Origin of the sequence: Photorhabdus sp. P32 (assembly GCF_038085095.1) — a bacterium.
Taxonomy (GTDB): domain Bacteria; phylum Pseudomonadota; class Gammaproteobacteria; order Enterobacterales; family Enterobacteriaceae; genus Photorhabdus; species Photorhabdus luminescens.
In genome coordinates, this window is record NZ_JAZGJN010000196.1 from 1 (window position 1) to 16,463 (window position 16,463).

Below are 16,463 nucleotides of genomic sequence, written 5' to 3' on the forward strand. Positions count from 1 at the left end.
TGAAAGATGACGGGTATATATTTAATTGAATTTATTGAAATAAATTTAGGCTTAAAATACCCCCAGACCGGAAAAAAAGAATATCCGGCATTGAAGAGTCTACCCTTTACATAATAGGTGTAGCTGTCACCTTTATTGCTGGATTTACTTACAAGACGTTATTACCAATCTTACAGGAGAAAATAGTGAAGTCCGTGTTTGGTGCTAAATTGCAGGGGATAGATGTTGTTGACTCTAGTATTAATTTGAAATTTGATATCGAAGCCCAAAGAAATGAAGAAATTGGCATGTTAAAAAATAATAAAAATTATATTTTGCAGATAACTAAAAATATTCCGAATGAAGATAAAGTAAATATAATTACGGATTATAATATTATAAAATCTTAATTATAACTTATAGGGCGGCTTCTCCGCCCTATATTTCAATCTATTCTACTCTACAACAGAAAATAAATTAAATTTTCGGATAAAGATAAAAACCTTTAATATTTAGCTAAATATTTTTACTTAAATTATATCGACGTAACCTATATGTAATCTAGAAGAAACGGCTAGTCATTTATTGTTGGCGAAAACCGGAGGATTGAACTAAACTCAAATTTTACTTTTATGAGAGGAACTTAACTATGTCCGAAACCTATTCTTCTGAATCGTTAAACCTAAAATCTCACTGGATGCCATTCACTGCCAACCGAAGTTTCCAACGCGATCCACGCCTCGTCGTTGCTGCCGAAGGACGGTGGCTAAAAGACGATAAAGGACGCCGGATTTACGACAGTCTGTCCGGTCTTTGGACCTGTGGCGCAGGTCATACCCGGACAGAAATTCAGCAAGCTGTCGCTGCTCAATTGAGCACCCTCGACTACTCGCCAGGCTTTCAGTTCGGTCATCCCTTGTCGTTTCAACTAGCAGAAAAAATTGCCAATTTAATCCCTGGTAATCTTAATCACGTCTTTTTCACCAATTCAGGTTCTGAAACTTTAGACACCTCAGTCAAAATGGCACAAGCCTACTGGCGAGTGAAAGGCCAGCCCGAAAAAACCAAACTGATTGGCCGTGCACGTGGTTATCATGGTGTCAATATTGCAGGTACTAGTTTGGGGGGAATTGGTAGCAATCGCAAAATGTTCGGACAGTTGATGGACGTAGATCACTTATCCCATACGCTACAGGCCAATATGGCATTTACGCCAGGTATGGCAGAAACTGGCGGCGTGGAATTGGCTAACGAGATGCTCAAGTTGATCGAACTGCACGATGCCTCCAATATCGCGGCGGTCATTGTCGAGCCTGTGGCCGGTTCCGCTGGTGCGATTATTCCGCCCAAAGGGTATCTACAGCGTCTGCGTGAAATTTGCGATCAACATAATATTTTGTTGATTTTTGACGAAGTTATTACCGGCTTTGGTCGTATGGGATGCTGGACCGCTGCTGAGTATTTTGGTGTGACGCCAGATATTCTTAACTTTGCCAAACAAATCACCAATGGCGCTATTCCCTTAGGAGGCGTAGTAGCAAACAGTGAAATTTATGAAGCCTTTATGTCTCAGCCGCTACCAGAACACCTTGTAGAGTTTAGTCATGGTTATACCTATTCGGCGCATCCGGTAGCCTGTGCCGCCGGGTTAGCAACCTTGGACCTGCTGCACAAAGATAATCTTATCCAGCGCTCTGCTGAACTTGCTCCTCATTTCGAAATGGCCCTTCATTCTCTCGGAAATTGTCCAAACGTGACTGACGTCCGCAACTGTGGCTTGATAGGGGCAATTGAGTTGGCTGCCCGTGACGGCGATGCCGCTATACGTCCTTTCGATGCCAGCATGATGCTTTGGAACGCCGGTTTTTATGTACGCTTTGGCGGCGATACACTGCAATTTGGGCCTATGTTCAATGCTGAACGAGCCGATTTGGATCGTCTTTTTGACGCCGTTGGGGAAGTATTGCATTACATTGACTAAGGAAAGGGATGGAACATAGAAGGGTATCAATGTACGGTTATAGAAAGTCTATGTGATGAATAAGGATATTACAGACGGAAGACGTGACTTTATAACTGACACAAAAATTAACGCTCACTTAATAGGTGAGCGTTACTATGATCATGGTATTTATAAATCATGGTATTGATGATTTCTATATTAATAATGTGAGAAATAATAATGATTCCGAACAACAAAAACGTCGCTCTTGAAGAAAAAGATGTTTCCCTAATTGAAGCGGCAAAGGCTGCGATAATATCTCGATATAAACCGGATTGGCATGTTGTGGGCGCCGCACTGCGTCTGCGCTCTGGCGAAATTGTGACGGGTGTACATCTTGAAGCAAATGTCGGTCGTATCGCAGTTTGCGCAGAAGCTATTGCTCTTGGGCGTGCTGTGACGGAGTACGGTTCTGCCGATATCGACACGATAGTAGCTGTTTACCATTCTCGTGACGGAGAGGTTAGTATCGTGTCCCCATGTGGTATGTGCCGAGAACTGATTTCTGACTATGCGCCCCAGGCGATGGCGCTGATCCAAGACGAGAAACACAACTACGTGAAGTGTCCAATCATGAGCTTACTTCCTGCTAAGTATCAGCGAGATATAACAAATGAGCCGAAAACCTGAATAATGGGCCAACGGTGGTATTAACTATATGACCCTGAATATGACTCAATCCAATGTACAGCAAAAGGCAGAATTTCAGCCGCTGGTACAAGCAAAGCTTTTGCATTTCCGACAACAGATAGGCCGATAATTTCTGGGTAAGCTGAAATAAAATCAGTAACAATCGTTGCAAAATACCCTTCCGGTAAATTTTGCGAAACAGGTGCGACAGTATCAAACTCTTCAATCATCTCCCAAATTACCGAACCGTCTTTTAAGAAAGGTACAGGCATATGACGGATTTTTTTATTCGGTATATTGGCTAAATGTTCAGCATGATGTAATAAGCTCATGGTGTCGTAAGGAGCGCCAAGCATTAATATTTTGCCTTTTTGTTCCACTAATTTGGCGAAAGGAGAGTTATCGCCATAACCGTACTGCAAGGAATGATTATCCGTATACCATTTAGCTCTTTTGCCAATAGCTGAGACGGATGCGCCGGGATTACCACTTCTCAATGAACCCGGATACGTGCGGATAAATTCCGCTAATATCCCGTGGTCTGAGCTGGCTCGGCTAAATTTAGCATCAAAAGGGGTAATATCGACTTTGATTTTTTCAGATAAATATCCATTTTCATCTACAGCATCTTCATAATTCTGATTCCAATTAACATAGGACAGTAATGTTCCGCTTGAACCAATGGTTTCTAATATGGCAGCAATAACATCATCGGGGCCGTTTATACAAGTACCTAGATTACGTATACTCGCATGTACCATAACATCATCATTCTTATGTAATCCTAAATTGGATAGTTGTTGCTTCAATAGGTTTTTTGTCCAAAATCTATCATTGCCAATTGTTAACATGTATACACCTATAATATATATTCCGCATTTTTAATATGGGGAATTGAGCTCTTTTTTAATAATAAACCGTCAGTATTTTGGCATATTAACGGTTTCGTAAAATTTATCAAAGCTCCATTTCCAACATAATCTTGATATCTGTCGGACGCCCCTTTGCGGCTTGTTCGTAAGCTTAAACGCTGTCTTTAAATTTATAGGTTACGAACAATATCAACCATTGCACTTTCGGCAAAACTGACATTTTCAGGTAGTTTGAACGTAACTGCTTCTGGGTGAATAACTCTTTCACGTAAACAACCATGTTATCGATACCATTTTTTGAGCAGATATTAGATCAAAAATTGTTGCATTTACGTGATTGATCATAATTTTCGCACTAAATCGTCAAAACCATTGGTATTGATCACTCAGGAGACTTACCATATTGGGAGTGAAACGCTAATGTTTAATTCCCACAAACCCAGAGAAAATGAATTGCGCATCATTGACAAGTTGATAGGTACAATGTGGATGCCATCGTTTTATTTATAGGGTTATTAATTTAGTGCTAAATTTATAGAGAATAGTTAATACCATATGAAAATATTAAATATTATAATTTTATCTGTATCAACAGTAATAGCTTCTAATGCTTTAGCCAATGAGATTAGAGCAAGGGATTTAGGCATTCCTTTCTCTGGCGTAACTGGGAAATATAATGCGATTACAGATGTTAGCGGTGTAGAAGTTGGCTATTCAACCATAATAGAAGGCGATGGAAAGCTAGAGGTTGGAAAAGGCCCAATCAGAACAGGCGTAACAGCTATATTGCCAAGAGGAAAGAAATTCAGCCCGGTATTTTCTAGTACATTCTCTTTAAATGGCAATGGAGATATGACCGGCAATCAATGGGTCAAAGAAAGTGGTTTCCTGGAAACGCCAATATTAATAACCAACACTCACAGTGTTGGTGTTGTTAGAGACTCAACAATTAGCTGGATGATTGATAATAATCTAACATCACCACTAAAAGATGATTTATTTTGGTTATTACCTGTAGTTGCAGAAACGTGGGATGGAATATTGAATGATATAAACGGTATGCATGTAAAAAAAGAACATGTATATCATGCGTTGAATAGCGCTAAATCAGGCGCGATAGAAGAGGGTAATGTCGGCGGCGGAACTGGAATGAACCTTTTTAAATTTAAAGGAGGCACAGGTACTTCATCAAGAATTCTAGATAAGAAAGATGGAGGATATACTGTTGGCGTTCTTGTTCAAGGCAATTTTGGCGATCGGGATGACCTGATTATTTCTGGGATTCCGGTTGGTAAGGAAATAAAGGATCTCAACCCGATATATCATGGAGATAAGAAAAAGATAAAGGATGCCGGTTCTATAATAGCAGTGGTAGCCACAGATGCGCCATTAGCGCCTCACCAATTAGAAAAAATAGCTAAAAGAGTATCTCTGGGGCTGGCAAAAGTAGGTGGGGTAGCCAGGAATACGAGCGGTGAGATATTTATTGCATTTTCGACCGCAAATAGTGATGCTTTCTCTAGAAAGGATATAAGAACAATAAAAATGCTAGCAAATGACAAACTAGATCCTTTGTATGAAGCAACAATAAACGCAACAGAAGAAGCAATAATTAACGCTATGATCGCCGCCAAAAAAATGGTTGGGAGAAATGGCAATACTTCGTTTTCTATTCCTAAAGATAGAGTGAAAGAGATATTAAAAAAACATAATGTCTTAGTATCACCTGAAATGTAATAGCTCAGACCCAATCTGACGCTTAGATTTAAAAAAGAAACGAGTTACCGAATTTGATTAAAGGTTCTAAATCTAAAATCGAAGTCGGTAACTACTTTAACATTTGTTTCAGGATTTTTCGTAATGCCGTGGACATTTTCACATCCAGCAGCTGTTTTTCCTTTGAAAAGTCTTCCGGGAGGGAGATTATTGAATTTGCCTGCGCTAATTATGGGTAGTTTATCTCCTGATTTCTTTTACTCTGTTGGGTTATATGATATTGCAACCACTGCGCATCACTTACCCGGATGGTTTTATACCGCATTTCCTTTATGTCTATTGATATTTTTAATTGTACACTTATTGTCGTATCCTTTATCCGTCCTTTTCCCAATACCCTTTGCCCGTTATGAAAAACAGGGCTATAAGGACAGAGTTGTTTTTGTACTGTCGTTATTTATAGGAGCGATAACCCATATTATCTGGGATGCATTCACACACGATAACGGTTTTTTTGTCGAACTAATTCCTCTATTACAGTTCCGCGTTTTTCATTCCATTACCAACGGGCAGGGGATAAGTATATATAAAATCCTACAGCATCTCAGTACATTATTAGGATTATTATACCTGACCATGAAGTACTGGCGATATCAGAAAAAATTGACTCCTATTATTCAAAAAAAGAACAAAAGAAAACTTTACTATCTGATTGGTATTGGGTTTATCTCAGGTTTTTTAACATGCCCTGTAGCATTATTTTTATCCTGGGAAGTATCAGGGATAAATATAAGCAGGTTTATTTTTAAGGAACTTACTCTGTCTGTATCAGCCTTTTTTATTATTCTGGTATTTATTGCGTTATGGATAAAACATTCTTCTTCAAAGGCTAAATTTGTTCAATAAAAACCCATTGGTATTTAGATAGATTGATTTAAACAACGTAACCAATAAAGGAAAACCAAGAAATATTATTATTCATGATAAAAGCAAAAACCCCGTTATTTTTAACGGGGTTTATTTGTATTCTTAAAAAACCTTTAATTTAATCTACCTTCATAGTAAGCTTGGAAAGCATTATATCCAGTGTGAAATTCGCAAGGTCCAATACGCATTTTAAAATACCATGTCATCATTCCAAATTTAGTATTCTCTGTGAATACATTAGCAAAATTATCATAAGGATTAACAACATATCTATAATATTTACCTTCATTAATATATTGTGGTTCCTGAGAATTACAAAGCCCTGCCGATGCAGTCCCAATCCCTCCAATTAATGTTGTTGCTAATGCCCCAACTGTTAATAATTTCTTGAGCATAAAACCCTCCTTAAATAGTTTCAGAATTTACATATTTAGACATATTATTTACAAGATCATATGTGATAATGTATGCAAAATCTAAATCACCACATCGATGATGTTACAATTTTAAGATTCAAAAACTGCTTATATTTTTAATCCTAGGTTGGATTAGATTGGAAACCTAGATTCCATTTATCATCATAGTACCAGAAATCAAAAAGGGCAAATCTAATATATAATGATAATTTGTTTTCCTATAGTTTTCCATGAAACTATCTTTAATGCCAGTATATTTAACCTCTCTGGAATTTATGATTTACCTCACATATTAATAGGGGTTGAAATCTATAAATGTAGCAATATAGGGGTATCTTGAATAATGGAAAGTGGGCACTGATAATTGAGACAAAAAGAAATGCGTTTATATTTTACTCACTCACGCTGGATGAATTTTCTGATAATAATGTCAACTATACTGACTCAGGATGGCCTTAATATGACGAACAGAAAACATTTTCCCTCATTATTTTTCATAATAATTATGATAAAAAATTCTTTTTATAATTATTGCCTTCAATTGCTATATATATTAATTGTAATATTCCTGAACAAGTACTCTCATCATAATTATGTGACTGCCCAATAAAAACATTCGTGATTCTCAAGAAACATCATTTTTATTTTTCATAATAAATTCACTCTTTATATTTTCATATAAAAATAAATTTACTTTAAAGGTTAATCATCAAACATGAGCCTCAAAAAAATACCCATCTTCAGACTCCTATTCCAATCTCCCCCGTATCCAAAATTTCGGCAACTAATGACGTAACCGCCAGCACCAAAGAAGAACGCACCATTTGTTTATATCGGTACTTTTGTAAATCAATCAATTGCTGATCAATCACATCCTCAGGCTGGTCAAAGCGCATCATTTCAGGTAAAACCCCCATGCAGTGCAGCATCCTGACTGGACCGAGAATTTCATCATCCGTAAATTCATAGCGCTGCTGTTCTTGTTGTAACGTTGCATTTAAAGCCAGAAAAAGTTCGATGTCTTCATAGATTTCACGGGAAATAGCGCCAAGCGCATAAACCAATTTAAGTCTGACTGCCAGTTCGCCCAATGGGCCATCTCCCTGGAGGAGCGGTTCAACCGCATATTTCACGGCATAGTCATCTTTACGGAAAACTTTTAGCATCAATTGGTCAATAGCTCCCGTTATCAGGCGGATCACTTCCTGAATAAATGGCTTAACCTCGGTTCGCTTGTTGAGCCGTTCGAGGAGCTGGTTTTCTGTTTTTTGTCTATTTTCCATGATGATTTTTCACTTCACAGCGACGTTGTTCCCTGTAGCCATGAAGTGAATTTTAACAGCTCATAGTGTAGAAATTGATTACCGGGTTCACCGAATAAATGCCCCTAAACGCTGATATTCACTGCATATACGCTCAATAATAGGAAACTGGACATCCAGTCGGCAAATACGGTGAACTGCCTGTTTTATACCTTGCTCGTTAATTATCCTGCTCATTTCTACAGCCTGCGGATCAGAATCACTCCTGAAATGCAAAGCCGCAGCAATGCCTGTAATCAGGTTATCATTCGCCGAATAATATGCCAGAGTCCCTGATAACGGCTTAATTAACCTGTCCTCTGGGCTGAGTTTACGCATTGGCTGACGCCCGACGCGTTCTACATCATCCTGTAAATAGGAGTTAGCAAAGCGATTCAGTATCTTTTCTATATATTGCGCATGGCTATCAGGGGAGAAGCTATAACGCCTGATTAACACTCGTCCGCTTTCTTCCATTGCTCCTTTAACAATAGTACGAATCTGAGGATCATTAATTGCTGCACAAATCGTCTTGTGACCGAAGAGTTGTCCCAAATAAGCCGTGATGGCATGACCGGTATTAAGGGTAAATAGTTTACGCTCCACGAATGCCATCAAGTTATCGGTCAGTTCCATGCCGTTGATAGCTGGAATTTCCCCTTTGAATTGTGTCCGGTCAACAATCCACTCACTGAATGTTTCAACAGTGACATCCAAAGACTCATCGTTGGCGGCATCTGTCGGCGGCACGATTCTGTCTACGGCTGAATCCACAAAACCGATATGCAATTGTACCCATTTATGATCTGCCTGTGGAATAACTACCAGTACATGCTGTTTCAACTGACTGGTTCCACGAACCATATTTTCACAGGCAATAATGTTCAAAGGTTGGTCATTACCTATTTCTTTGCGCAGTATGATGCCTTTTGCCAATGTTGCGGCAATTCTCTCCAATACCTGCGGGCCGACGGCGGTTGTCACCATGTCAGCCCGTGCAATATATTCCACTGTTTTCGGATCAGTGCTATTGATGGCATTAACTTGTCGCACGCTTTCAACGCGATGTTCTTTGCCCACAATATGAACCTGATAGCACTGCTTATGTGCCAACTGGTCAACCAGCGGCTGGTCGATATCAGCAAATGTCATATCTGAATTAGCATCAGCCAAGAGTTTACCGATAAAGCCCCGACCAATATTACCGGCGCCAAAATGAATCACTTTCATGATTAACCTCTCTGCTTAAACTGCACTTTCCCTGATAAGATTTCCAGCGCTTCTTGAACACTCTGCGTTTTGCTCAGGCGCTCAATCACGCCGTCTTCATCGAGCGTGCGAGTAATGTGGGCAATGACTTCAATATGCTCATTGCTACGAGCAGCAATACCTATCACCAGACAGGCGATTTCGTCAGGTTCTTCGCCAAATTGAACACCGGCCGGATACTGACAAATCACAATGCCGGTTTTAAGCACCCGGTCTTTAGAGTCAATCGTGCCGTGAGGAACGGCGATAGATTCCCCCAGATAGGTAGACGTTAACTTTTCTCTTGCCAGCATCGCATCCACATAATCCGGTTCGACATAACCGCCTTCCACCATCTTGTTGCCAGCAAAACGGATCGCTTCTTCTTTGGTCTGTGCAGTCAGATTGAGGTAAATATGGTTCTCATTCAGTGTAAATAGCGACTCTTCCTGATTTTCAGGATCATAATATTCATCGTTGGCAGCAGCGATAAACTGGTGCGCCATCCGGCCATCGTTTGCCGCATTCGGGTGCTTTTCTGCTATCAGGCGGGTAACAAGGTCGCTATATGTCTGACTGTTCAGAAAATGGGCCAGTGAGATATGAATGGCGCCCGGCGCAAAGATTTTTGCCCTGTCGGTCAAATCCCGATGCGTTACTACGATATCCACATCATCTTTCAGATCATTTATCGCCATGTTGGTAACAGAAACGTCAGCCAACCCCGCATCATGCACTTTTTTCGCCAGTAAACCCGCGCCCATAGCGCTTGACCCCATACCTGCGTCACAGGCAACCACAATTTTTTTCACTTGGGATAAATTTTTATTATGGCTGTCTGCCAGAACGGCTTTCCTCTGTTTATTCGCCAAATTGGGCGCTTTCATCCCACGTACTCGCTGAGTCGCATGGCTCAAAGCGTCTTCATCACCGATGCGGGTTCTCTTTAACAAAATGGCTGATACCAGAAATGAGACCAGTGTTGCACTACACACTGAAAGAATCACGCCAATAAAAGAGGATTTCGGCGTCATCAGCAGTACAGCAAAGATGGAGCCAGGAGATGTCGGGGAAATCAGTCCAGCATGGAATACCCCCATGACGAAAACGCCTGTCATGCCACCAAGGATCAATGCAATCAGCAAGCGAGGATTCATTAATATATACGGGAAGTAGATTTCATGAATACCGCCAAAGAAATGAATGATGGCCGCCCCGGAAGCAGTATGTTGGGCATTCCCTCGGCCAAAGAATATGTAAGCCAGCAACACACCTAACCCCGGCCCGGGATTTGCTTCAATCAAGAAGAAGATAGAGGCTCCCGTTTCAGTTGCCTGATGAATCCCCAAGGGAGAGAAAATACCGTGGTTGATTGCGTTGTTGAGGAACAGGATTTTTGCTGGTTCGACAACGATAGATGTCAGTGGCAGCAGATTATATGTGACTATTACATTCACACCGGCAGCCAGAACTTTTGATATCTCAGCGATCAGAGGACCGATTGCCAGATAGGAAAGTATTGCAAGGAGCATCCCGATAATGCCTGATGAAAAGTTATTCAGCAGCATTTCAAAACCGCTTTTGACTTTACCTTCCACCCGGCGGTCAAAATGACGGATGGCAAAACCCCCTAATGGGCCGGTGATCATAGCGCCCATAAACATAGGGATATTTGCACCGGCAATGACCCCAATGGTTGTGATAGCGCCAACGATACCACCACGTTCGCCACCGACCAGTCGGCCTCCTGTATAGCCGATTAGCAAGGGGAGTAGATAGGTAATCATAGGACCGACAAGTTGCGCCAGCGTTTCATTTGGGTACCAGCCAGTCGGGATGAATAGGGCAGAGAGAAGCCCCCACGCAATAAAAGCACTGAGGTTGGGCATGACCATGTTACTGAGAAAGCGCCCAAAATTCTGTACCTTTAACTTGATATTTGATGTTACCATGACAAAACCTCGTGGTACGAGAAAGATAAGGTTTGGTAGACGTTATCGCCAAATAACGCCTGTTGATTGTTGAACACCTTCACTTTATCACGCCTTTTTTCGGATGCGTACCACGGGTTCTTTTGTGATTAATATCACCAATTTTCTCTTCTTCATCCCTTATTTATATCGCTCAGATCACATTTTACTCAGGCAGAAAAATCAATACGCTCAAATATTAAGCTAAAAATAAAAATAACGTGAACTAAATCACTTTTTATTTAGTGGGCATTTTTCCTAAATAGAGAATTAGATCACAAAATATCTTTATCCAAAATCAGAAGGAGAGGAGGGCAATAGTATTTCATGGAGCCTTAACATTTGCCCCTGTTGAATAAATTGAACCAAATAGAACACAGGTTTGCTCCCAAACTATGTGGAGCAAACCTACGAAAGCTTAAAGACCAAAGTTTTCTTTACGTTTATCACAAGCTGCTGTTGCTGAAATAGCTCAAACTCGCTCTTGGCTGCTGCAAGCATATAAAATCTAACATTGGATCTTTAACTTCAGTACGAATGCCGCTCATCTGTTCAAGTACGGCCAATCTTCATTTTAATTTCAGTTTGGTTGCTAAGAGATAATCATAGCTCCCATTATTAGATGACCTATGCACATTTGTCTAATTCAAGGACTGCAAATCGCTGGCAACAAAAACGGGTATGAGTTTTTCAATAAATTTATTGATCAAAAATCATGTATTTGGGCAAAATAAGAGCATCAGTTATGATATTGTCCAGTGTAAGCAACTGACTCAAGGAACAAGATGGCGATCACGGGAAAATCAATCAAATTATTGTGGTCAAACGCGGCTGGGCGCTGTTCTTTTACTGATTGCAATGAAAAATTAAGTGTGGAACAAGCAGCTCATTTAGCTCCTTATACAATAGGGGAAATGGCTCATATAAAAGGCAAACATCTAGGTTCAAATCGTTATGATGCGGAACAAATAGATAAGCAAAGAGATGGCTACGAGAATTTAATTCTTCTTTGTCCAAATCACCATACCCTTATTGACAAACCTGAAAATGAGCAAAAATATACAGTTGAAGTGCTATTAAATATGAAAAAAGCACATGAATCTTATATCTCTCATGTAACAGAAAATGAAAAAATAGCTAATATTGATGATTTGAAAAATGCAATAGCGATGTTGTTGGCTCAAAACTACCAGACATGGAAGCAATATGGTCCTTTATCTGAAAACGCAAGAAAAGAGCCTCACAGCGATGAGTTACATGCCATTTGGCTTAGAGAGAGGCTAGCTACAATTGTCCCTAGTAATAGGGCAATTGAAAAACTAATCATTTGTAATAAAAATTTATTTAGCAGAAAATACTACCCAGTAATTACTCGATTTCTTTCCCATGTAAAAAGTTATGAATGTTGGGTAAATGATGAAATACCTTACAAAGCTGTAATGAGATTCCCCACTGATTTTGAAGCATTCATTTTTGAGGAGTAAGCATGAGCGCACATAACGAATTTTTCCCCTGGATGAGCTATTACAAAAACTATCATTTCTTTGAAACGCGAATGAAGACTCATGATAAAGTCTCAAATATGAAATATATCGACAACGGGCTATATCGTATTCGCTTATCAGATGGACGAATACTAAATGTTTTCATCTGCGAATGCTATGCCTTCGGTGTTGCAGAGTATCATGAATCTGTTGATAAGTTGGGTAAACTGGATGCTGTAATTATAAATTCTAACTGGTGTGATTATTCACTGGCGGCAAAGATGTTTTGTATGGAGCAAGGCGTTGGGCTCTTTAAAATTGGTGAGTTCATGGCGGCAATTAACCGAAGGAATTATTGGGAATATTTAACTAAGGAACAAAAAGAAGATATCGAAAGGAAATCGAAAGATGGATGATTGCATAAGGGTATATGGCTTTGGATCATATTTCCAATCAGGTGAAACTCCCAATGATGTGGATGTGCTTATTCTTCACCGCGATTGCTCGTTAGAATCATGTCATTTTGCTATACTTTGCAAATCTCTATTGATGGAAAAAATACCAAAGTTAGATGTAACAATGCTTTCTCAAGATGAGCAGAATGATTTATCGTTTATAACAGTAGGTAGGGCCTTGTTAATTGGCATAGTCAAAAAATCCACTATGATTTGTGACATACAAAAAATAACTCATTGTATCTGTAGACGGCGAGGCGACCTAGGTTCATGAAGTTATTGCCCCATGAACTTTATTTAACATAATATACATTAGGCGAATCTAAGTATGAAATGGAGAAATCCAGCTGTTTTGGCTGATTAATCGTGTTGGTTCATTTAGGCGCTAAAATCAGAAAATAAAGTCTATCCAGCGGTTTTGATACTCTTGCGGTAAATCGGCTTTATCCAAAAACATACGACGACAAACAATGTGCCCTGAATTGGTAATTTGTGGCACTGAAACAAACCCATCACCGAATTCAGCTTGTGACCAATCTTCTGTCAATTTTTTACGTGAAGCCATGTTCAGCTCAGACTTTTGGTTCAACAAGTCAATCACTATAGGCAAAGGTAAATCATTTAGCCTTGCCCGAATCAGTAAACCAGATAAAAATTGCTTATTCCGTTTTATCAATTTTCTTTTCATGGTGTTGCTGTTCCTTTCTTTTGTCTCCGACCGTCAAACTTATACGTTGCTTTAAGATAGCTAAAAATAACCCCGTCAGGCAGCACGAAGTAATGTTTCGTGCTACTCGATAAATCCCCCCGATTTATCGGCGAATTAGTGACAGCGTAACATGATACTGCTGCGTGTCGTCTTACATGCCCTGACGGGCATTATCATTGTCAGCCTTTATTGTGGACGCAATGCTTTCGACCTGCTTTATTAAGCTCTCTAATTGCTTGATATTGAGTGTTTCAGCCGTTGAGTCCCGCAATAACTTAAACTGTAATTCAGCATTTTTAATCAGTGATAACTGCGTAATTTCTGGCAAATGTAACATCAGCACAATTGCCGCTAATTGAAGATTATATTGCCGTGTTTTAAGTTTTTTCGATAATTTTTTAAATTCACTAATGTAGTAAACGGGCATCAGATGTGAACTGATATTTTCACCTGTCATGATAGATTTTCTTTTTGAATCATTATCATAACGATTTACCTGCATCATAACGATTTACCTGCTCTTGTAGTAATTCTAATGCTGAACGAATACCCTCATCATTCAGCATATCCGGCGTAATATTTTTACTCATAAATTTCTCCGTTATCCAGCCAGTTATTCATTTTTCATATCCATTCAGTCCCGGTAAATGTGTCCGGCGTTCCTCGCAATGCTGCGGTACGCCGGACACACTCACCGGCTCACTTTTTTGACTTGCAACATGATTAAAATGTCTGTTTTACTGTCTTCATCTGACGTACCGGTGAACCAGTTTTTCGGTAAGAATGAAAAGCCGGTTTCAGCTTCGGACACCTTATTTTCTGCCAGACCGCCCAGTAAAATAATATCGCCGTCAGCAAGGTTCACTTCGGTATTCACCTGCCGTTTAATCAGCGTCGGACTGTTATTCACACCGGTATCTGTTTTGGCAAAATTGGATAATTTCTGGTCAATGCTTAATTCGATTAAATGCTGTCTGATTTTAGGCTGAACGCTTAAAATGATACCGCTTGAGCGATACTCAATGGATTGAATCGGTTTGTTATCGGAATAGCTGATTTGCCCAAACACCGGCACATCAGAGCCGACAGAAAACGATGCTTTTGCCCCGTTTCTGACCCGTAACCGTGGTGAACTGACAACATGAAAACGGCTGTCTGTCCGGAATAACTCATAAAAAGCATCTAATGACCCTGTACTAAAGCGAACAAAGTTATCAAAACCACTTTCTGAGCCTATCCCGATGTTTAATTTTCCGGAGATTAATTTGGCTGCTAAGGCTAATCCTGAACCATTGCGCTCCGTTGTCTGCACTTCAAACACATACGCCGACACGATCACTTCTTCTGTTATCGTGTCAATCTGTGGCAAAAGACGCTGATGTTAGCTGAAAGCCTGTAGTTATCCTGAGACTACCCCCGTAGTACAGCACGGGGGTTTTTCTTTTATCCCCTTGAAAATTTCATTTAGTAGCCCCATATGACCTTAATGTAAAGAAACCATAATTTAATTAAGGAATTAGAATGAGTGACGAATTAAAAGGAATCAGAACAAGATTTAGAGCATATACCATGTCTAATGCGGGTTCATGCTTTTCTTACGCTACTGACAAAGAATTTGTTTTGATTGAAGCTAGAGCACCAGAAAACATAAGAGCAAGAATTGAAGAAGAAATGAAATTGTTTCATCATAAAACTATTTCATTGTTACACATAACTAGTTGGGATCAAGATCATTGTACGGCAAGTGAGCTAGAGTGGATTTTGGACAATCTCAAACCTAGAAAATTAGAATACCCTGGATACGATGCTGATAATGAAAACAGCAGAAAATGCCTAGAGTTAATTGAAAATTACAAAAAACAAACACACGTCCAATCCTCTCTGATAATAAAAGTTAATCCTGAATATGTAAAAAGCTTAAAATCTGGTAGTAAATATAGCTATAAAAATATTATTTTTCATCCTAAAAAATATACTGCAAAAGCAAATGATAATTCAATAGTTAAGTTTTTTCGTTCTGGAATGTTTAATGTCTTAAGTCTAGGTGATGTTGAATCTGCAGAAATAGCAACATTATTAAAAAATAGTTCACTCATTGAAGAGGTTGATGTCATCATTTTACCTCATCATGGAGGTCATAGTGACATTCTTACAAAAGACTTATTGGAAAAAATAGAACCATCAGTAGCAGTATGTAGTAGTAACCATTCTAATCAATACGGTCATCCAACCCAAAATGTTAGAAATTTACTTCATAATTTAGATATAAAATTATATACAACAAAATCTCAAGATGTAATCATAGAATCTACAGGAAGTCATTATGGTAGATACAAGGTTTACGACAAAAAAGTAAATAAAAACAATGAAGAAGAGGCGATAATTAAAGATCTTCAGCCTAAAAAATTCAAAGAATTACGTAAACATGAAGATAATCAAAGAAAAAGTTATAAATCGGAAATATATAAACCAAAAAAATAAAAGTATCGCGTCATTAATTTGACGCGATACTATTTTTAACTCTACCTACAATAAATCCTGTTTGTTTTTTGTATGAAAAAGCATATATGAAAAACGATATAACAAGGAAAGTAGTTATTAATACGTTAATATTTTCGTGCATATAGCTATATATAATATTAGTGATATTTAAAATCAAAAACAGTGCATAAAATGACCTATACATATTATTTATTTCAGCTAAAATTTCTATTTTAGGATCATCTTTTTCAGCATTAATATAATCTTTATAAT

At 39.0% G+C, this 16,463-nt stretch carries 16 protein-coding genes and 1 pseudogene; 8 read left to right on the forward strand and 9 right to left on the reverse strand.

The window, feature by feature from the left end:
- Positions 1-185: 185 nt before the first annotated feature.
- The 3 genes from V2H77_RS03070 to V2H77_RS03080 all read left to right on the forward strand — a co-directional run bounded on the left by V2H77_RS03070 (position 186) and on the right by V2H77_RS03080 (position 2,611).
- Positions 186-389 carry a hypothetical protein gene (locus V2H77_RS03070; protein WP_341497631.1) on the forward strand — a complete coding sequence of 68 codons (204 nt, stop codon included), beginning with the start codon at positions 186-188 and terminating at the stop codon, positions 387-389.
- A 239-nt stretch (positions 390-628) separates the two neighbouring features.
- A complete protein-coding gene (locus tag V2H77_RS03075; RefSeq protein WP_341497632.1) occupies positions 629-1,960 on the forward strand; it encodes an aspartate aminotransferase family protein in 1,332 nt (443 codons plus the stop codon).
- Between the two features lie 201 nt (positions 1,961-2,161).
- Entirely contained in the window at positions 2,162-2,611 is a 450-nt protein-coding gene (locus V2H77_RS03080; protein ID WP_341497633.1) for a cytidine deaminase, read from the forward strand.
- Between the two features lie 20 nt (positions 2,612-2,631).
- On the opposite strand, the gene aac(3) is transcribed toward V2H77_RS03080, so the two are convergent.
- On the reverse strand, positions 2,632-3,462 hold the full coding sequence (aac(3), locus tag V2H77_RS03085) for an aminoglycoside 3-N-acetyltransferase (protein ID WP_341497634.1): 831 nt from the start codon (positions 3,460-3,462) through the stop codon (positions 2,632-2,634).
- A gap of 576 nt (positions 3,463-4,038) precedes the next feature.
- Here aac(3) and V2H77_RS03090 point away from each other — a divergent pair.
- On the forward strand, positions 4,039-5,220 hold the full coding sequence (locus tag V2H77_RS03090; protein ID WP_341497635.1) for a DmpA family aminopeptidase: 1,182 nt from the start codon (positions 4,039-4,041) through the stop codon (positions 5,218-5,220).
- A gap of 123 nt (positions 5,221-5,343) precedes the next feature.
- Positions 5,344-6,105, forward strand: a complete 762-nt coding sequence (locus V2H77_RS03095; RefSeq protein ID WP_341497636.1) for a DUF4184 family protein — start codon at positions 5,344-5,346, stop codon at positions 6,103-6,105.
- A 134-nt stretch (positions 6,106-6,239) separates the two neighbouring features.
- Here the strand turns inward: V2H77_RS03095 and V2H77_RS03100 are convergent, their stop codons facing one another.
- The 4 genes from V2H77_RS03100 to V2H77_RS03115 form a co-directional block, all read right to left on the reverse strand.
- Positions 6,240-6,521, reverse strand: a complete 282-nt coding sequence (locus V2H77_RS03100) for a hypothetical protein (RefSeq protein WP_341497637.1) — start codon at positions 6,519-6,521, stop codon at positions 6,240-6,242.
- Positions 6,522-7,282: 761 nt separating this feature from the next.
- A complete protein-coding gene (locus V2H77_RS03105) occupies positions 7,283-7,825 on the reverse strand; it encodes an MltR family transcriptional regulator (protein ID WP_341497638.1) in 543 nt (180 codons plus the stop codon).
- 87 nt (positions 7,826-7,912) lie between these two features.
- Positions 7,913-9,073 carry a mannitol-1-phosphate 5-dehydrogenase gene (locus V2H77_RS03110; protein WP_341497639.1) on the reverse strand — a complete coding sequence of 387 codons (1,161 nt, stop codon included), beginning with the start codon at positions 9,071-9,073 and terminating at the stop codon, positions 7,913-7,915.
- A gap of 2 nt (positions 9,074-9,075) precedes the next feature.
- Positions 9,076-11,043: a PTS mannitol transporter subunit IICBA gene (locus tag V2H77_RS03115; protein ID WP_341497640.1), complete on the reverse strand. Its 1,968-nt coding sequence runs from the start codon at positions 11,041-11,043 to the stop codon at positions 9,076-9,078.
- An 803-nt stretch (positions 11,044-11,846) separates the two neighbouring features.
- Between V2H77_RS03115 and V2H77_RS03125 the strand changes: the two genes are divergently transcribed.
- Positions 11,847-12,545 (forward strand): HNH endonuclease signature motif containing protein, encoded by a 699-nt coding sequence (locus V2H77_RS03125; protein WP_341497641.1) that lies wholly within the window; start codon positions 11,847-11,849, stop codon positions 12,543-12,545.
- A 2-nt stretch (positions 12,546-12,547) separates the two neighbouring features.
- Positions 12,548-12,961: a hypothetical protein gene (locus tag V2H77_RS03130; RefSeq protein WP_341497642.1), complete on the forward strand. Its 414-nt coding sequence runs from the start codon at positions 12,548-12,550 to the stop codon at positions 12,959-12,961.
- A gap of 430 nt (positions 12,962-13,391) precedes the next feature.
- Here V2H77_RS03130 and V2H77_RS03135 read toward each other — a convergent pair whose 3' ends face one another.
- The 3 genes from V2H77_RS03135 to V2H77_RS03145 form a co-directional block, all read right to left on the reverse strand.
- Positions 13,392-13,688 (reverse strand): hypothetical protein, encoded by a 297-nt coding sequence (locus V2H77_RS03135; protein WP_341497643.1) that lies wholly within the window; start codon positions 13,686-13,688, stop codon positions 13,392-13,394.
- 172 nt (positions 13,689-13,860) lie between these two features.
- Positions 13,861-14,214 carry a hypothetical protein gene (locus V2H77_RS03140; RefSeq protein WP_341497644.1) on the reverse strand — a complete coding sequence of 118 codons (354 nt, stop codon included), beginning with the start codon at positions 14,212-14,214 and terminating at the stop codon, positions 13,861-13,863.
- Positions 14,215-14,400: 186 nt separating this feature from the next.
- Positions 14,401-15,078, reverse strand: a complete 678-nt coding sequence (locus V2H77_RS03145; protein ID WP_341497645.1) for a type II secretion system protein GspD — start codon at positions 15,076-15,078, stop codon at positions 14,401-14,403.
- Between the two features lie 152 nt (positions 15,079-15,230).
- Between V2H77_RS03145 and V2H77_RS03150 the strand changes: the two genes are divergently transcribed.
- Positions 15,231-16,190 carry a ComEC/Rec2 family competence protein gene (locus V2H77_RS03150; protein WP_341497646.1) on the forward strand — a complete coding sequence of 320 codons (960 nt, stop codon included), beginning with the start codon at positions 15,231-15,233 and terminating at the stop codon, positions 16,188-16,190.
- A gap of 13 nt (positions 16,191-16,203) precedes the next feature.
- On the opposite strand, the pseudogene V2H77_RS03155 reads toward V2H77_RS03150, so the two are convergent.
- A pseudogene (locus V2H77_RS03155) lies at positions 16,204-16,463 on the reverse strand (hypothetical protein); the annotation flags it as partial.